This is a genomic window from Rhodococcus sp. NPDC077669, from assembly GCF_040686915.1.
Classification (GTDB): domain Bacteria; phylum Actinomycetota; class Actinomycetes; order Mycobacteriales; family Mycobacteriaceae; genus Rhodococcoides; species Rhodococcoides fascians.
In genome coordinates, this window is sequence record NZ_JBFBMD010000005.1 from 246,123 (window position 1) to 264,032 (window position 17,910).

Sequence of the window (17,910 nt, forward strand, 5' to 3'; positions counted from 1 at the left end):
ATCGCCGGTGTGCCTGCGACCGCTCCGAACATCACGACTGCCCGGCTGATAGCGATCGTCACCGGCATCATCGGTGCCGTCCTGGCCATCGCCACTCCGCTGCTGCCGGTGCAGCAGGACGTCTCCACGCTGTCGTGGCCGCAGAGCTCGTTCGGTAGTGTCAACGCTCCGCTGGTGAGCTACTCCCCGCTCGATCTGGACGCGACGATCCCGTGCAGTACTGCCACTCGGCTCGACGGCGGCGGCACGGTGATGTCCACCGCTCCGATCGCAGCGGCGAAAACCGAGCAGCGAGCACTGACCGTGCGGGTCGACGACGATCGACTGCAGGTGCTGCTTGGCGATCGCGTTCTCGCCGAGGCTCCCGTATCCGACCTGGCCTCCGATTGCGCGCTGACGATCTCCTCGAACGCCGCTCGCACGGTGGTCGACCTCGGCGGCGCGGCCACCACTGTCGACGGCGACGTCCGACCTCAGGTCGTCGGCATCTTCACCGACCTCACCGCGTCGGTCGACGGTCTGAACGTGCGCGTGGACATCGACTCCCGTTACTCCTCGACCCCGACGACGTTCAAGCTGCTGGCGATGATCGTCGGCGCGCTGGCCGTCGTCGCCTCCCTGTTCGCATTGCATCGCCTCGACAGCGTGGACGGTCGGCGTCACCGCCGCTTCCTGCCGTCACGCTGGAAGTCGGTGACCGGCGTCGACGCCGTCGTCGTCGGGGTGCTGGTGTTGTGGCACTTCATCGGTGCCAACACCTCCGACGACGGCTACCTGCTCAACATGGCACGCGTCTCCGAGCACGCCGGATACATGGCCAACTACTTCCGCTGGTTCGGCGTTCCCGAAGCACCGTTCGGCATGCCGTACTACGACATGCTGGCCGCCCTCGCCAAAGTCAGCACCGCCAGCATCTGGATGCGCCTGCCTGCCACCATCGCCGCACTGCTGTGCTGGCTCGTCATCAGCCGCGAGGTCATCCCCCGCCTCGGGCGCGCGGTACTGACCAACCGCGTCGCGCTGTGGACCGCAGGCCTGGTGTTCCTCGCCTTCTGGCTGCCCTACGACAACGGACTGCGCCCGGAACCCGTCATCGCCCTGGGCGCGCTGCTCACGTGGTGCTCGATCGAGCGTGCGATCGCCACCGGACGACTGTTGCCCGCCGCGGTCGGCACACTGATCGCCGCCTTCTCGCTCGCCGCCGGACCCACCGGACTGATCGCCGTCGCCGCGCTGCTCGCCGGACTCCGCCCGATCGTGATGATCATCGTCAAACGAGCCCGCCAAGTGGGGTTGCTCGCGGTCCTCGCGCCGCTGATCGCGTCGGGACTGGCCGTGGTGATCGCGATCTTCGCCGACCAAACTCTGAGCACCGTGCTCGAAGCGACCCGGGTGCGCTCGGCTCTCGGACCCAACGTGCCCTGGTTCGAGGAACGGGTGCGCTGGGACGCGTTGATGACCATCTCCCCCGACGGCTCGCTCGCCCGACGATTCGGCATGTTCGCGATGCTGCTCTGCATCGTCGTCTGCATCGCGGTGATGCTCCGCAAGAACGGACGCATCCCCGGTACCGCCACCGGGCCATCGCGTCGGATACTCGGAATCGTCTTGGGCGCACTGGCTTTGATGATGTTCACCCCCACCAAGTGGACCCACCACTTCGGTGTGTACGCCGGTCTCGCCGCGTCTCTCGGCGCACTGGCAGCGGTGGCCGTCACGGCGGCTACCGTCCGATCCCCGCGAAACAGAACGCTGTTCACCGCCGCAGTGCTGTTCCTGACGGCCGTGGCGTTCACCAGCTCGAACGGCTGGTGGTACGTCTCGAGCTACGGCATTCCGTGGTTCGACAAGCCGCCGTCCATTGCCGGCAAGGGCTTCTCGACCATCCTGCTCGGCCTGACCGTGCTGACCCTGCTGTATGCCGCGTACCAACATGTCCGATTGCCTTATCGCACAGCAGAAACCACCACGCGTCGACGCTTCGCACCCTCCGCGTTGACCATCGTCGCAGGCGGTGTCGTCGCATTCGAAGTGCTCTCGTTCGCCAAAGGTGCTGTGGCCCAATACCCTGCGTACTCCATCGCGCGATCCAACTTCTCCGCACTCGCCGGCAACTCGTGCGGACTCGCCGGTGACGTGCAGGTGGAGACCGACGTCAACGGGTCCGTCCTGCAGCCGATCGACCCCGCCCCGGACGCGCTGGGAGCAGGTGGCAGCACCGGATTCACCCCGGACGGCGTCGCCGAAGACCTCACGGCCGACTCCGAGGACACCGCCCAGGGCAGTGCCAACTCCATCCGCCCCGAGGACTCCGAAGAGAGCGCGTCGGCCACCTCGTCGAACTCCGCAGGCACCTCGGGCGGAACCAACGAGAACGTCGGAATCAACGGCAGCACAGTCGCTCTGCCGTTCGGACTGAACCCCGAAACGACCCCGGTCCTCGGCAGCTTCGGAGCGACCGAGCCCGCGTCACTGACCTCCGGTTGGTATTCGCTGCCTGGAGAGGGCGACCTGATCGCCATCGCCGCCGCAGGCCGAATTCGCTCGGTGGACAAGGACGGCATCGTCACCCCGGGCCAACGCGTCGAACTGGAATACGGACGCCGCGACGGCGGCGACGTCCAGGCACTCGGCCGTGTCACGCCTCTCGACATCGGCCCCGCACCGTCGTGGCGCAACCTGCGCGTACCGATGAACGACCTACCCGCCGACGCGAACGCCGTTCGCATCGTCGCCGAGGACAACGACCTGGCCGGAGATCAGTGGCTCGCCGTCACTCCCCCACGCGTCCCGAAAACTCAGACGCTGAATTCTCTGGTCGGGTCCACCGACCCCGTTCTGCTCGACTGGGCGGTCGGGCTGGCGTTCCCGTGCCAGCGTCCGTTCGATCATCGCTACGGCGTCGCCGAGGTGCCGCAGTACCGCATCCTGCCCGACCGAACCGGAGCCGAATCCACCAACGCCTGGCAGGATTCTTTCGGTGGCGGCCCGCTGGGGTGGACCGAACTGCTGCTCGGTGCCCAGACTCTGCCGTCGTATCTGGCCGACGACTACGCCCGCGATTGGGGGTCGATCGAGAGATACACGCCACTCGATCCGGCTGCCGCGACCGCCCGGATCACCGTCGAGCAACAGTCTCGGTCGGGACTGTCCAGCGACGGCCCGATGAAGACCGGCTGATTCCCTGTTTCTCCATCGGATCCGGGGACGGCGCCTGTGTGACCTCGAAGTCACGCTCGCATAACATCGACAATCGTGCCCGACGTCGTGACAGATTCATCAGCTGGTCCCCCCGTCCCCGCTCCGCTCGGAGCCTCGGACGAACTTCGTGCTCAGGTACGGATTCCCCGGCTGATCGCGATGGTGGCCGGCATACTCGGCGTGCTGTTCGCACTGATCACTCCGTTCGCACCCGTCACGCAGACCACCGCGAGTATCGAGTGGCCGCAGAACGGCCTCCTACAGGACGTGGACGCCCCGCTGGTGTCCCAGGCACCCCTGCGACTGTCCGCAACCCTCCCGTGCTCTGCTGTGGCCGCACTACCCGCGTCGGGCGGGCTGTTGCTGGCGACCGCACCCCCGCAAGGTGAGGGTGCAGCCCTCAACAGCCTGTTCGTTCGCGTCGGCGAGTCGAACGTCGATGTCCTCGACCGCAACGTCGTCGTCGCGACGGCACCGCGCGCCGACGTCCAGAGCACGCGCTGCGCCGCCATCGAGATCACCTCGAACGACCAGTACACCTCCGCAGCCTTCACCGGGCTGACCGACGAGAGCGGCCAACCCGTCCAGGGTCGGCTCGACGGCGACCTCCGTCCGCAGGTCGTCGGCATCTTCAGTGATCTCAGTGGCGCGGCCCCGGCCGACATGTCGGTCACCGTCGACGTCGACTCCCGCTTCTCGTCGACTCCGACCATCCTGAAGTCGTTGATCATGGTGCTGGCGATCGCCTGCACGTTGCTGGCCATGGGCGCGCTCGCACGGCTCGACGGCACCGATCGCCGCGCGCACCGCCGCTTCTTCCCGTCGCACTGGTGGAAGTTCACCGGCGTCGACGTCACGGTTCTCGGAGTCCTCGTCGGCTGGCACTTCGTCGGCGCCAACACCTCCGACGACGGCTACCTGCTCACCATGGCCCGCGCGGCCGAACATTCCGGCTACATGGCCAACTACTTCCGCTGGTTCGGCGTCCCCGAGGCACCGTTCGGCTGGTACTACGACGTCCTGGCCGTCTTCGCCAAGATCTCGACCGCAAGCCCGTGGATGCGCCTGCCCGCCCTGATCGCCGGAGTCCTGTGCTGGATGGTGATCAGCCGCGAGGTGGTGCCGCGACTCGGACGTGCGGTGCGCAAATCGAACGTGGCGTTGTGGACCGGCGGATTGGTGTTCCTCGCCTTCTGGCTCCCGTACAACAACGGACTGCGTCCCGAGCCGATCGTCGCCCTCGGCGCGTTGCTGACCTGGTGCTCGATCGAACGCTCCATCGCTACCGGCAGACTGCTTCCCGCAGCCGCCGCCTGCCTCATCGGTGCCTTCACCCTGGCCGCCGCACCCACCGGATTGATGTGTGTGGCAGCGCTTCTCGCCGGAGCCCGGCCCATCGCTCGCATCGTGGTCCGACGCCACCGTCAGGTCGGCACCCTCGCCATGCTGGCACCGTTGGTTGCTGCCGGAGTACTCGTCCTCGTCGTCGTGTTCGCCGACCAGACCTTCGCGACGGTCATCGAATCCACCCGAGTGCGCACCATCATCGGCCCCAACGAGGCGTGGTACCAAGACTTCCTGCGGTACTACTACCTCTTCGTCCAGACCGTCGACGGTTCCGTGGCCCGCCGCTTCGCGTTCCTCGCGATGCTCCTGTGCCTGTTCACCACGCTGTTCGTGCTCCTGCGACGCCGGCGCATTCCCGGCATCGCGAACGGGCCTGCCTGGCGACTGCTCGGCGTCGTCCTCGGAACCATCTTCTTCATGATGTTCAACCCCACCAAGTGGACTCACCACTTCGGTTCCTACGCCGGAATCGCCGGTGGGCTCGCCGCACTGACCGCAGTGGCCGTCTCGGCCAGTGCACTGCGCTCACGCCGAAACCGATCCCTGTTCACGGCCGGCCTGATGTTCGTTCTGGCACTGTCGTTCTCGGGCATCAACGGCTACTGGTACGTCTCGAGCTACGGCGTGCCGTGGTTCGACAAGACGGTCTCGCTCGGCGGCAACGAATCCGGCTCGCTGTTCCTCGTCCTCTTCGGACTGGTTCTCGCCGTCGCGGCATTCCAATACCTACGTGAGGGATACGCTCCGCCACAACCGAAACCGACGTCGGCCCGCGGTAGACGCATTCGCACGTTCGCTGCCGCACCACTGACCGTCATCGCCGGAATCATGGTGCTGTTCGAGGTCCTCTCCCTCGTCAAGGGTGCCGTCTCCCAATATCCCGCCTACTCGCTCGCGCGCTCCAATGTGCAATCGGTACTGGGTAATTCGTGCGGACTCGCCAACGACGTGCTCGTCGAAGCCGATCCCAACGCTGATGTGCTGAGCCCCCTGCCGGGTGAATTCGATCCCGTCGCAGGCCCCCTCGGCGGAGCCAGCGACACCCTGCGCAACTTCACCGCCAACGGGATCCCCAGCGACCTCAGCGCCGACGCCGTGGAAGTCAAACCAGGACAGGGCAATACCGACCAACAAGCCGTCGGACCCGCCTTCGAGGAAGGCCAGAGCTCGGGCACAGCAGGAGGCACCGGCGCACTGGGCGTCAACGGCTCCACCGCCGCCCTCCCCTTCGGACTCGACCCCGCCACCACACCCGTCCTCGGCTCCTACCAAGAAGGAATCCAGGAACCGGCCGAGGCCACCTCGAGCTGGTACCAGCTACCCGCCCGCAGCGACGACGCACCACTCGTCGTGTTCTCCGCGGCCGGACGTATCTGGTCCTACGACGACACCGGTGCCCTCACCTACGGCCAGTCGCTGCTGCTCGAATACGGCAAGCGCCAGCCCGACGGAAGCGTCCAGGCGCAGGGCACCTACCTACCTCGGGACATCGGACCCGCACCCTCGTGGCGCAACCTGCGAGTTCCGTTGGCAGACATCGCACCCGACGCCGACGCCGTCCGCATCGTCGCCAACGACCCCAACCTCACCGGCGACCAGTGGCTCGCATTCACCCCGCCGCGAGTACCGGTGATGGAGAATCTGAACACCATGATCGGCAGTGAGCAGCCCGTTCTGCTCGACTGGGCCGTCGGACTCCAGTTCCCGTGCCAACGGCCGTTCGACCACCGCTACGGCGTCGCCGAGGTACCGGGCTACCGCATCCTCCCCGACCGCCCACTGGCCGTCAGCTCCACCGACACCTGGCAATCCGGCGAGAACGGCGGACCGCTCGGATGGTCCGAACTACTCGCCAAGCCAGTTGCCGTCCCCACCTACCTCAAAAACGACTGGGCCAGGGACTGGGGCTCACTCGAGCGCTACGAGCAGTACTACCCCAGCGCCGTGCCCGCCGACCTGCAAACCGGAGAAACCACGCGATCGGGATTCTACGAGGACGGAAAGCTGCGAGTCTTCGAGAAATAGTCCACCCAGCCTCACCCGCCCCTCCGCGTGGTGTCGCCCGCTCCTTTTTGGGATCAATGTCCCTTTGTTGCACTCTGACTGACTGAATCCCGCATTCATGCGGACGGGGGTTGGCGTACGGCCGATGGAGCGGGGTTTGGCGCACGATCGATGGATCGGGGGCTTACCACCGACCCCCGACAGTCTTCGGTGCACAAGACACGCCCTCGAGGCACTTGTGCACAACCTCGTCGACCATCCACAGGGAACCCCTGAACGGCCGTTTTCGACGTCGAAGTGTCAGTGTCGCGTTCGACAGTCGAGGCATGAAACGGGGAGTTTGGGCCACAGACCTATCGATGCTCGAGGACGTCGCCGATCACGGCGTCGTGACAAGGGCACAGCTTCGCTCGGCCGGTGTCGCGGACGGGACGGTAGCCGGCCGATGCGCAGCCGGCGGACCTTGGCAGCACTTGCTCCCAGGGGTGGTGCTGCTGCACAACGGCTTCCCATCTCACCGACAGCGAATGGCTGCTGCCCTGGCGTACGGCGGTCCACACAGCATCCTCACTGGGAACGCGGCATTGAGTGTGCATGGCTTGGGGCCGAATCCACCGTCGAATGAAGTTCACATTCTCGTCCCGAACGAGATGCAGCGAGCATCCGTCAAATTCGTCCGATCCGAACGCACCTGGCGCATGCCCGAAACGGTGTTCGACCACGGTCCGCGCTGCGCTCCGGTATCCCGGAGTGTCGTCGACGCGACCCGCGCACTACGCGGACGATCTCAGTGCACGGCTTTGATTGCGGAGATCATCAGACGGGGTGCGGCATCACTCGAAGAGCTGGCAATCGAATTGGCGGAGGGGCCGAGACGCTACAGCGCATCGACACGGTTGGCGATCAGGGATCTGGAAGGAAACGCTCACTCCGTCGCCGAGGCGGACGCTCAACGGCTCTACCGATCGAGCGGACTCCCACCAATGATTCACAATGCCCGGCTGTTCACCTCGGACGGTACATTCCTCGGTAGCCCCGACGGCTTCCTCGACACAGTCTGCTTCGGGTGGGAGATCGACTCCCTCGCTCATCACCTCTCGCCGATCGATCATGCGAACACGATGGCTCGCCGAGCTCTCCTGCAACGCCACGGCGCGATCGTGGTGTCACATCTGCCGCAGGACATCCGGGACGACCCCCAGCGCGTACTCGCGGATCTTCGGGCCGGCTATCAACAGGCTCTGGCGCGGCCCCGTCCGAACCTCGTTCTTCGACGGAGCGCGACGTCGACCGGATGAATGTCTCTTGCAAGCACTCCAACTGCAACAAAGCCACATTCATTCGCTTCTGGCTCGGGGAGACAGACGAATGAATGTGGCTTTGTTGCAGTCAGAGCGACTGAAACCCACATTGATCCCAAAAGGGAGCGAAGCGACCCCGACGCAGGACCGGCGCGCTTGGCTAGATCGGCAGCAAAGAGTGCTTACGCGGACTCTTGTGTACTTCCTTGTCTTTCAAGATGTGCAAGGCCTTGCGAATTTCGAGGCGCGTCTGCGAGGGCTCGATGACGGCGTCGATGTAGCCACGTTCGGCAGCGATCCACGGCGTTGCGACATGCTCGTTGTAGAAGTTGATGAGCTGCTTCCGCAGCGCCGGAGCGTTCTCGCCTGCCTCGGCGAGTTGCTTGCGACTCATGATGTTGATGGCGCCCTCGGCACCCATGACGGCGATGCGGGCTGTCGGCCAGGCGAGGTTGATGTCGGATCCGAGCTGCTTCGAGCCCATCACCGCGTATCCGCCGCCGTACGACTTACGAATGACGACAGTCAGTTTCGGCACCGTCGCTTCGACGAACGAGAAGATGAAGCGGCCACCGCGATGGATGACGCCGAGGGTTTCCTGGTCGACGCCGGGCAGGAAGCCGGGTGTGTCGACGAGGAAGATGATCGGAATGTTGTAGGCGTCGCTGAGGCGAATGAACCGCGCACATTTGTCCGCTGCCTTGGCGTCGAGTGCCCCGGACAGGTGCATCGGCTGATTGGCGACGATTCCCACCGGCCGACCGTCGACGCGGGCGAAGCCGGTGATGACGTTCTGTGCAGTCTGGGCGGCGATCTCGTGGAACTCGCCGTCGTCGAAGATGCGCAGGATGATGTCGTGCATGTCGTAACCGGCGTTGTCGGCGTCGGGCATGAACGAGTCGAGCGTGCGATCGGATTCGGTGATCTCCGGCTCGAGCCCCGGGTTGATCACCGGCGCCTCTTCCTGGCAGCTCGACGGCAGGTAGCTCAGGTAGTTCCGAATCCAGTCGAATGCGGCCTTCTCGTCGGCAGCGACGTGGTGCACGTTGCCGTTGATGGCCTGGACACGGGCACTACCGAGTTCGTCGAGGCTGACGTCCTCGCCGGTGACGGACTTGATGACGTCCGGTCCGGTGACGAACATGTACGCCTCTTCGGTGGCGACGACGATGTCGGTGTTGATCGGTGCGTACACCGCGCCACCGGCGCATTTACCGAGGATCAGAGAGATCTGCGGGCACAGGCCGGAGAGCGCCTCATGGCGTCGACCCAGTTCGGCGTACCACGCGAGGGAGGTGACGGCGTCCTGCACGCGAGCTCCACCGGAGTCGTTGATGCCGACGACCGGGCAGCCCATCTTGATCGCGAAGTCCATGATGCCGGCGACCTTGCGGCCGAACATCTCGCCGACGGTTCCGCCGAACACGGTCTGATCGTGCGAGAACACTGCGATCGGACGGCCGTCGACGGTTCCGTGCCCGGTGACGACGCCGTCGCTGTAGAGGGCACCCGGATCGTTCGGGGCCTTTACCAGCGCGCCGATCTCGACGAAACTGCCGGGGTCGAGCAGCGAGTTCACGCGATCTCGGGCGCTGGGTATGCCCTTCTTGGCGCGCTTGGCGATGCCGATCTCGCCGGCCGGTTCCTTGGCCAGCTCCAGCCTCGCCCGTAGCTCGGCCAGCTTCTCCGCAGTGGTGCCACTCAAAATCTACGCTCCGGTTCTTGCAGACTCGATGTTCTCGAGCGTCTTCGACAGATGGGCCGCAATTTTTCCAATGTACGGCTCGTCGACGACCGCGAGGTGGTCGCCTCCGACGTAGACGATCTCGAGGTCCTTGACCACCGGTCCCCAACCACCGTGCTCTTCGCGGGTGGCGTATGCGGGCTCGAGGGCGATCGCGTCGTCGTGGTACTTATCGGCGAGGTACAGCGTGACGTGCCCGCCGTACTCCTTGAGCTCGGCTGTCTGGATAGCCCGATTGTCGAGCCACGACGTCCGCTGATGCTCGATGATGCCGCCGGGAATCTTTGCCCCGCTGAGCTTGACCAGATCAGTGATGATCCGAATCTGACCCTCGTCGTCGGAGTCGACCAACTTGTCGTACGGGATCGGGTAGTCGACGTTGTACGTCTTCTTGGCGAACGCCGCGTACCGCTCCCAACGCTTGCGGACTTCGTCCTTGGTGTCGGGAATCTTGGTGCCGGGCATGACGGTATCGAGCAGCCCCACGTAGGCGACCTCGATGCCTTCCTCTTCCATCTGACGCGCCACCTCGTAGGCGAGGATGCCGCCGAGCGACCATCCGACGAACACGTACGGTCCCTCGGGCTGGATCGCCTTGATCAACGGCACGTACTCCGCGGCGCGCTTGGCGATGGGCCCTTCGACGCGCTCGAGGCCGTACATGGGCGTGTCTGCCGGCAACTTCCGCAGCAACGGCTCGTAGGCGACGGTGGAGCTACCGGCCGAGTGGAACGCGAATACCGGTGTGGCCGTAGAGCCCTCGGGACGGGCCCGAAGATTGCGCACGACACCGTCGATCTCGCCGTCCTCGAGATGCGGGCGTACCTTGTCGGCGAGCTGCTCGATGGTCTCCGAGTCCAGTACGTCGTCGAAAGTGATCTCGCCGCCGGCCCGCTCGGTCAGGCGAGCGGCCAACTTCTCGGCCGTCTCGTCGTCGAGGATCGGCAGAGTGTTGAAGATGCCCTTGGCTGATTCCTTCGTCACCACTGCCCACGTTGCGAACGTCATCCGCTCGGCGTTGTCACGTGGGGGCACATCTGATCCGGCGGCCTCGGCGAACGCTTCCTTGCCGCCCAGGTCGGTCTGCGCTGCGACCACCGGTGCGGGTTGGTATTCCGCACTCGGCACCGCGGTCTCCGGTGCGGCGACGGCCGTCTCCAACGCTTCGTCGCGTGCAGTCGCGCCACTCTCGGCAGCCTGCTCGGCAGCCTTTTCGGCGGCCTGCTTGTCTGCCAGCGCCTGCACCTCGTCGCGGTTCTCGATCGCGTAGCGCAGGTACTTCTCCACCTCGCGCAGGTTCGCATCACGCACGGCCTGCAATTGCACTGTGGGGATGTCGAATTCGTACTCGACGCGGTTCTTGATCCGAACGGCGCTGAGCGAATCCAGCCCCAGTTCGATCAGCGGCACCTCGGGAGGCAAGTCCTCGGGTGCGTAGCCCATCGACTCGGCGACGATGATCGCCAACCGATCTTCGAGCTTCTGATTGCCGTTGGGATCCCAGCGGTCACCGAACGTCTCGACGACCTCGGGCAACTCTTCCATCGGAGACGAGGACCGCTCTTCCACCGCCACAACGGGTTCCGGCCGCACATCGCCCGAGGTGACTACAGCCTCGTGCAGCAGGGTGAACGCCGAGCCCTCGTGCGCATGGACCTGGACCGACGCACCACCGAGGTGCGAGGTCAATGTGGTGACGACCGTGCCGGCCGCGGGCACCGATGCGTGCGAGACCGAAGCACCCAGAGCCACATCGGAGAACACCTGCGACGCAGCGGCGGTGACCAACGCATCGAATCCCGAGACGGCCGAGGCCTGAACTTCCCAGACGTGGCGGCCGTCGGGCAGTGCCACCCGGGCACCGGGAACGCGAGAGTTACCGCTGGAGCTGACCTGCGAGTTGAGCCAGAACTCCTTGCGCAAGTACGCAGTTCGCGGGATTGCAGCGTACGGACCCGACTCGAACAGCGTCGCCAGTTCCAGCGCATGACCGTGCACGTACAGCTGCGCCAGCGCGGCGAGGAACGTGTCTGCCTCGTCTTCCTTGCGCTTGAGCGTCGGAATCAACGTGGCGTCGGCCAGGCCGGCAGCCCACGCGGTAGCAGCGACCGACATCAGCGCGACGGGGTTCGGGGCGAGCTCCACGAACGTTGTGTGCCCGTCTCCCACAGCAACATTGACGGCCTGGGTGAACCAGACCGGGTGACGCATTCCCTTGGTCCAGTAGTCGACGCCGTGAATCGCCGCATGTCCGACGCGGTAGTGCGCCTCACGATCGACCGAGGAGTAGACCCCGGCGGTGAGCTTGCTCGGTTCGATTCCGGCGAGCTCGGCGGCGAGCTCACCGAGCAGTACGTCGACGGCTGCGGTGTGTCCTGCTCCCTTGACGTCGAGCAGACGGGCCATTTTGCCTGCGGCCTCGGCCTTTTCGACGAGGGCTTCGACCTCGGCGCGGGGTCCACCGACCGTGGTGTGCGTCGGCGCGGCGTACACGCAGGGCTCCACGTTCGGGAACTGATCGGTGAGGGTCTTGACCTCGTCGGGGGTGTACTCGACGAGTGCCATGGCACCCTGCGAGGCGGCACCGAGGCCGTCCTGGCCCTCGGCCAGCAGCCGCGAGCGGGCGTAGATGATGCGGACGGCGTCTTCGAGGTTCAGGCCTCCGGCAACGTACGCGGCGGCGACCTCACCCATCGAGTGGCCGATGACGGCCGACGGCTCCGCACCGTGTGCGCGAAGCGTTGCGGCCAAGGCGATCTGGATGACGAAGATAGCGACCTGGGAGTTCTCGAACTCGTAGGTCTGCGAGTCGTCGAGGATGATCTCGCGGATGGAGTAGCCGGCTTCGTCGACGAGCAGCTCGTCCACCTTGTCCACCTCGGCGGCGAACACGGCGTTGGTTCGGTACAGCCGCGATGCCATCTTGCGGTGCTGCGAGCCGAATCCGGAGAACACCCACACTGCGCCGTTGGACGCAGGCGAGTCCGCGGAGAACACGCCCGGTCCGGGCTTGCCTGCCGCGATGGCGCGCAATCCGGCGATGGCCTCGGCCGTGGTGGACGCGAGAACCACTGCGCGCGAACGCCCGTGGTTACGCCGAGCCAATGTACGGCCGACATCGACGAGAGGCGTCGTGCTGCCTTCTTCGGTCTCGAGCCAGTCGGCCAGTTCCGACGCCGCGCGCTTACGACGCGACGGCAACGCGGCCGATACCGCGAGAATCACTGTCTCCGGCGCACTGTCGGACTCCGCCAGGATGGTCTCGGCCTCGGCGACCGGGCTGGTCGTCTCGGCGTCGAGCTGCTCCTCGTAGACGCCCTCCACCACCGCGGCTTCGGGATCCACGGCAGCGGGGTCGAATTCGGCCGAGGTCTCACCCGGTACGTACTCGCGTACGACGACGTGGGCGTTGGTGCCGCCGAAGCCGAAACCGGAGATGCCGGCGACGGCCTTGCCGGTGTACCGCGGCCAGTCGGTGGCCTCCGGGATGACCTTCAGGTGTGCTTTGTCGAAGTCGATGTACGGGTTGGGGCCCACGTAGTTCAGTGACGCCGGGAGTTTGTTCTCCTGCATCGCCAGCACGACCTTGATCAAACCTGCTGCGCCTGCGGCAGATTCGAGGTGTCCGAAGTTGGTCTTCGCCGAGCCGAGCAGTGCCGGCTTGTCCGCGTCGCGGCCACGGCCGACCACGCGGCCGAGCGCGTCGGCCTCGATGGGATCGCCCAGGATGGTTCCGGTGCCGTGCGCTTCGATGTAGTCCACGCCCGACGGGTTGATGCCGGCGTCGCGGTACGCGAATCGCAGTGCGTCGGCCTGTGCATCGGGGTTCGGCGCGAGGAGTCCGTTGGAGCGGCCGTCCTGGTTGATGGCGGATCCGGCGATGACAGCGAGCACCTGATCGCCGTCTCGCTCGGCGTCCTCGAGTCGCTTGAGCACGACGAGGCCGCCGCCCTCGGAGCGAATCATGCCGTTGGCGTCGGAGGAGAAGGCCTTGATCCGGCCGTCGGGAGCGAGGACACCGGTCTGACCGAAGCCCACGGTGATCGGCGGGGCGAGCAGCATGTTGACCCCGCCTGCGACGGCGAGATCGGATTCGCCGGTGCGCAGGCTGCGCACTGCCTGGTGGACGGCCACGAGGGACGACGAGCAGGCAGTGTCGACGGCGATCGACGGCCCGCGGAAGTCGTAGAAGTACGACACGCGGTTGGCGACGATGGCGGTGGAGGTGCCGGTGAGTGCGTAGGGGTGCACGGCCGGATCGCTGACGGCGATGAGCTGGTAGTCGTTGGACGAGCTGCCGATGAAGACGCCGACCTGGCGGCCCTTGACCGAGCTGGCCGGGATGTGCGCGTGCTCGAGCGCTTCCCAGGTCAGTTCCAGCGCGAGGCGCTGCTGCGGGTCGACATTGACGACCTCGTTGGGCGACATCGCGAAGAACTCGGCGTCGAAGGTCTTGACGTCGTCGAGGTAGCCACCCTTGGTGACCGTCGCATCGACGGCTGCGGCGATGACGGGATCGGAGGTGAATTCCTTCCACCGGCCCTCGGGCAGGTCGGTGATGCCGTCGCGGCCCTCGATGAGCAGCGACCACATCTCCTCGGGGGTGTGACCGGTGCCGGGGAAGCGCGACGACAGTCCGACGATCGCGATGTCGTGGGCGTCGCCCGACTGCACTCCGCTGGTGTAGAACGCGTCGTCGACGGTACCCACCGGCTCGTCGGGTTCGCCCTCGATGATGATCTTGGCCAGAGACGCGATGGTGGGGTGCTGGTAGACGACGGTCGCGGTCAGCGTGACCCCCACCAGCTCCTCGATCTCACCGCTCAGTGCGACGGCATCGCGAGAGGACAGACCGAATTCCTCCATCGGACGGTCGTCGGAGATGGCCGACGCGGGTTGACCCGTCGCGTCCGCAACCCAGTTGCGTAGCCAATCCCGCAGTTGGGCGACCGTGAGGTCCGTCCCGTCGGCACTCTGAATCTTGTCTGTCTCTTGTTCAGCCATTACTCACCAAGCTATGTATCGAAGGAACGGGAGGCCCAGAGATCAGTCGGGTAGTTCGGCGTCCGGGAATGCCGTCTGCTGGTAACCGCCGCGCAGGGTGCCCTCGATGTAGGCGGCCTTGCACGCGCGTCGGGCGATCTTGCCGCTCGACGTGCGCGGGATGGAACCGGCCGGGACGAGCAGGACGTCGCGGACCGTGACGCCGTGCCGCGCCGAGACTGCGGTGCGCACCTCGTCGGCGATCGGAGCCGGGTCTGCCTTGCCCGAGCCGGGAGCGCGCTCGGCAACGATGACGAGCTGTTCGGAGCTGTCGTCCGAATCCTTGGTCAACGCGGCACCACTGAACTCGAACACGACGTCGGGCAGCTGGTTGAGCGGCACCGCGAACGCCGCCACGAAGCCCGGCCGCAAAGCCTTGCTTGCTTCCTGCGCCGAGAACTCGATGTCCTGGGGGTAGTGATTGCGGCCGTCGACGATGACGAGGTCCTTCACGCGGCCGGTGATGTAGAGCTCGCCGTCGTGATAGACGCCGAAGTCTCCGGTGCGCATCCAGTTGGCACCCTCGGGGGCACCCGTGGCGTGCGACCCGTCGGCGACGCGGTGGACGAGCTTGTTGTGGAAGGTTTCGCTGGTCTCGGTCTCGCGACCCCAGTAGCCCTTGCCGATGTTCTCGCCGTGCAGCCAGATCTCGCCGACGTGTTCGTCGGGCACCTCGGTGGCGGTTTCGGAGTCGACGATCGCGGCCCACTGACTCCGGGCGACGGTTCCGGTCGATACCTGCGGGATGGCTCCGGGAGCGTCGGGTGCGACGACGACGAAATTGCCTGCGTTCAGCTCGACACGGTCGACGTAGACGACCTTGGCCTCGTCGGCGTGCTTGCTCGTCGAGACGAACAGCGTGGCCTCGGCCATGCCGTACGACGGCTTGATCGCGGACTTCGGCAAACCGTACGGGCCGAAGGCCTCGTTGAACTTCTTCATCGACGACGTGGTGACGGGCTCGCTGCCGTTGATCAGGCCGATGACGTTCGACAGGTCGAGACTTTCACCGTTCTTGGGCAGTCCGCGCTGGGCGGCGTGCTCGAACGCGAAGTTCGGTGCCGCGGCGAACGTGCCTGCTCCGTCGGAGACCGCGGCGAGTTCCTTGATCCAGCGCCACGGCCGCTGCACGAACGCGCGCGGGCTCATGATCGTGATGTATTTGCCACCGAGGGCCGGGAGGATGACGGTGAGCAGACCCATGTCGTGGAACATCGGCAGCCAGGTGACGCCGCGCGAGTCGTAGTTGATCTCCATGCTGTCGACCATCTGCAGCGCGTTGACGCCGACCGCGCGGTGCGTGATCTCGACGCCGGCCGGGGTTCGCGTCGAACCGGACGTGTACTGCAGGTAGGCGATGTCGTCCAACCCTGCATTGGGCTCGACCCACGTCTCGCCGACGCTGTCGGGAACGGCGTCGACGGCGATGATGCGGGGCCGCTCGGCAGCGGGGAGCGCGCGGAAGAACGCCCGAACGCCCGCCGCGGAGTTGCTGGCGGTGAGGATCGCGCTGGGCTTGCAGTCGCCGAGGACGGCATGCAGGCGGTCGGTGTGGCCGGGCTCGTCGGGATCGAACAACGGCACCGCGATGGTGCCCGCGTAGATCGCACCGAAGAACGCGATGACGTACTCGAGGCCCTGGGGAGCGAGGATCGCCACGCGGTCACCGGGCTCGGTGACCTGCTGCAGACGGGCGGCGACAGCGCGCAGCCGCTTGCCGAACTGTGACCAGGTCAACTCGTGCGCTTCACCGTCCCGTTCCCGGGAGTAGTCCATGAACCGGTACGCGAGCGTGTCGGCGTTCTCTTCGACATTCGCCTCGACGTGGCGGACGAGTGTCTGCCCTTCACCGATGGTGATGTGGCCGTTCTCATCGATGAAATCATCGAACGTGTGGCTCATTTGCTTCAATCTCCTCCGACACGAATCGCTGCCACACATCGTGCGTGACCTGGCCTTGCATTGACGACGTTCATCGATGCAGACCCCGAACAGCGTTTTATGTTACTAAGTGGTAACTCCAGCGGTGGCGGTTTCGGTCGACCTCGAGGCCGACTCCATGCTACCGACACGCGCCTGCGTCACTCGCCTTTCAGCAAGTCGACAACCGGAGCGAATGCTTCCATTTGTGTGGGGAAAACCCCGACATAGGACATCGTCGTCCGCGCGCGAACGTTACGGATCTGATCGGCGATTTCCTCGTACGTTCCGAAGGCGAGGTACGGCGACGACAGAATGTCCTCGACCGTGAGCTTGACGTCGACGTCCACGTTGGGCGGATAACCGTTGTCCAGCGCGGCCAACGCCATCTCGGCCATCTGCTCGCGATCGTCGGTGACCACGATGGTGGTGATCGCCCAGTTCAGCTCGATGTCGTCGAACCGATCCCCTGCGGCAGCCCGGATGAGCTCGACGCGCTCGAGAGTCTTCTCGATGGTCATGCCCGACAGCAGCAACTTGCCTTCCTTCGAGGTGCTCGGCACCACGGAGATGATGTCGGCGTGCTTGGCCGCCAGCGCGAGCATCTTGGGGCCGCCGCCGCCGATGCAGATCGGCGGACGCGGTCCCTGACGCGGACGAGGGCTGCCCTTGAGACCGGTGATCGTGTAGTGCTTGCCCTCGTAGTTGCATTCCTGACCGCGCAGCAACACGTCGAGAATGTCGAGGGTCTCTGCGAGCTTTTCGATGCGGACGCCGGGACGGTCGTAGGTGATGCCGGCCTTGTCGTATTCCTCGCGCATCCAGCCCGCGCCGAGTCCGAGTTCGAGCCGTCCGCCGGAGAGCACATCGATGGTTGCCGCGTCCTTGGCGAGCACCGCGGGATGGCGGAAGCCGTTGGCGAGCACCGCCGTGCCGAGCCGAATCTTGTCGGTGGCAACGGCGAGAGCTCCGAGCGCCGCGATCGGCCCGACCTGATTACCGAGATGATCGGGAATCATGAAGCTGTCGTAACCCAGTTCCTCGGCCTGCTGAGCCAGCTTGATGAACTTCCGAGCCCCGCCCTCCTCCGCGTTTCCCTCTCCGCCTGCAGCGAAGCGGAATTTGCGCGGCCCGGGGGTCGCGGCCTCGGCGGAACTCATCTATTGCTCTCCTCTGGGGTCTGGAGCGGCCGGCACCTGGGGTCTGAGGTGGTCGGCACCGGGGGTCTGGGCACACCGTGCGGGCAGTCGGCCGGGGCCGATCCGCGCAGGTCCAAGGCGTCACTCTAGCCGCTCGCGGGAGCGGATCCCACCGACTGGGGGTCGCAGACCACAGGTTTGTGCCCTGCAC

General features: G+C 65.8%; 7 protein-coding genes. 3 read left to right on the top strand and 4 right to left on the bottom strand.

The genetic code is table 11. The features are described 5' to 3' along the window. The first annotated feature begins 9 nt into the window (after positions 1-9). The 3 genes from AB0P23_RS08980 (at position 10) to AB0P23_RS08990 (ending at position 7,850) form a co-directional block, all read left to right on the top strand. Complete coding sequence (locus tag AB0P23_RS08980; protein WP_230593543.1) at positions 10-3,180, top strand: arabinosyltransferase domain-containing protein; 3,171 nt, start codon at positions 10-12, stop codon at positions 3,178-3,180. 180 nt (positions 3,181-3,360) lie between these two features. Beyond that, positions 3,361-6,573, top strand: coding sequence for an arabinosyltransferase domain-containing protein (locus AB0P23_RS08985; protein WP_241258296.1), 3,213 nt, complete (start codon positions 3,361-3,363; stop codon positions 6,571-6,573). Between the two features lie 305 nt (positions 6,574-6,878). Further along, positions 6,879-7,850, top strand: a complete 972-nt coding sequence (locus tag AB0P23_RS08990; RefSeq protein WP_032371690.1) for a hypothetical protein — start codon at positions 6,879-6,881, stop codon at positions 7,848-7,850. A 163-nt stretch (positions 7,851-8,013) separates the two neighbouring features. Here AB0P23_RS08990 and AB0P23_RS08995 read toward each other — a convergent pair whose 3' ends face one another. The 4 genes from AB0P23_RS08995 to AB0P23_RS09010 form a co-directional block, all read right to left on the bottom strand. Next, positions 8,014-9,558 carry an acyl-CoA carboxylase subunit beta gene (locus tag AB0P23_RS08995; protein ID WP_027494804.1) on the bottom strand — a complete coding sequence of 515 codons (1,545 nt, stop codon included), beginning with the start codon at positions 9,556-9,558 and terminating at the stop codon, positions 8,014-8,016. Positions 9,559-9,561: 3 nt separating this feature from the next. After that, complete coding sequence (pks13, locus tag AB0P23_RS09000; RefSeq protein ID WP_363797301.1) at positions 9,562-14,601, bottom strand: polyketide synthase Pks13; 5,040 nt, start codon at positions 14,599-14,601, stop codon at positions 9,562-9,564. Positions 14,602-14,643: 42 nt separating this feature from the next. Then, a complete protein-coding gene (gene fadD32 / locus AB0P23_RS09005) occupies positions 14,644-16,542 on the bottom strand; it encodes a long-chain-fatty-acid--AMP ligase FadD32 (RefSeq protein WP_032382997.1) in 1,899 nt (632 codons plus the stop codon). Between the two features lie 179 nt (positions 16,543-16,721). Next, the gene (locus tag AB0P23_RS09010) at positions 16,722-17,720 is read right to left on the bottom strand and encodes an LLM class F420-dependent oxidoreductase (RefSeq protein WP_027494807.1); all 999 of its coding nucleotides are present in this window, start codon (positions 17,718-17,720) and stop codon (positions 16,722-16,724) included. Positions 17,721-17,910: the final 190 nt, after the last annotated feature.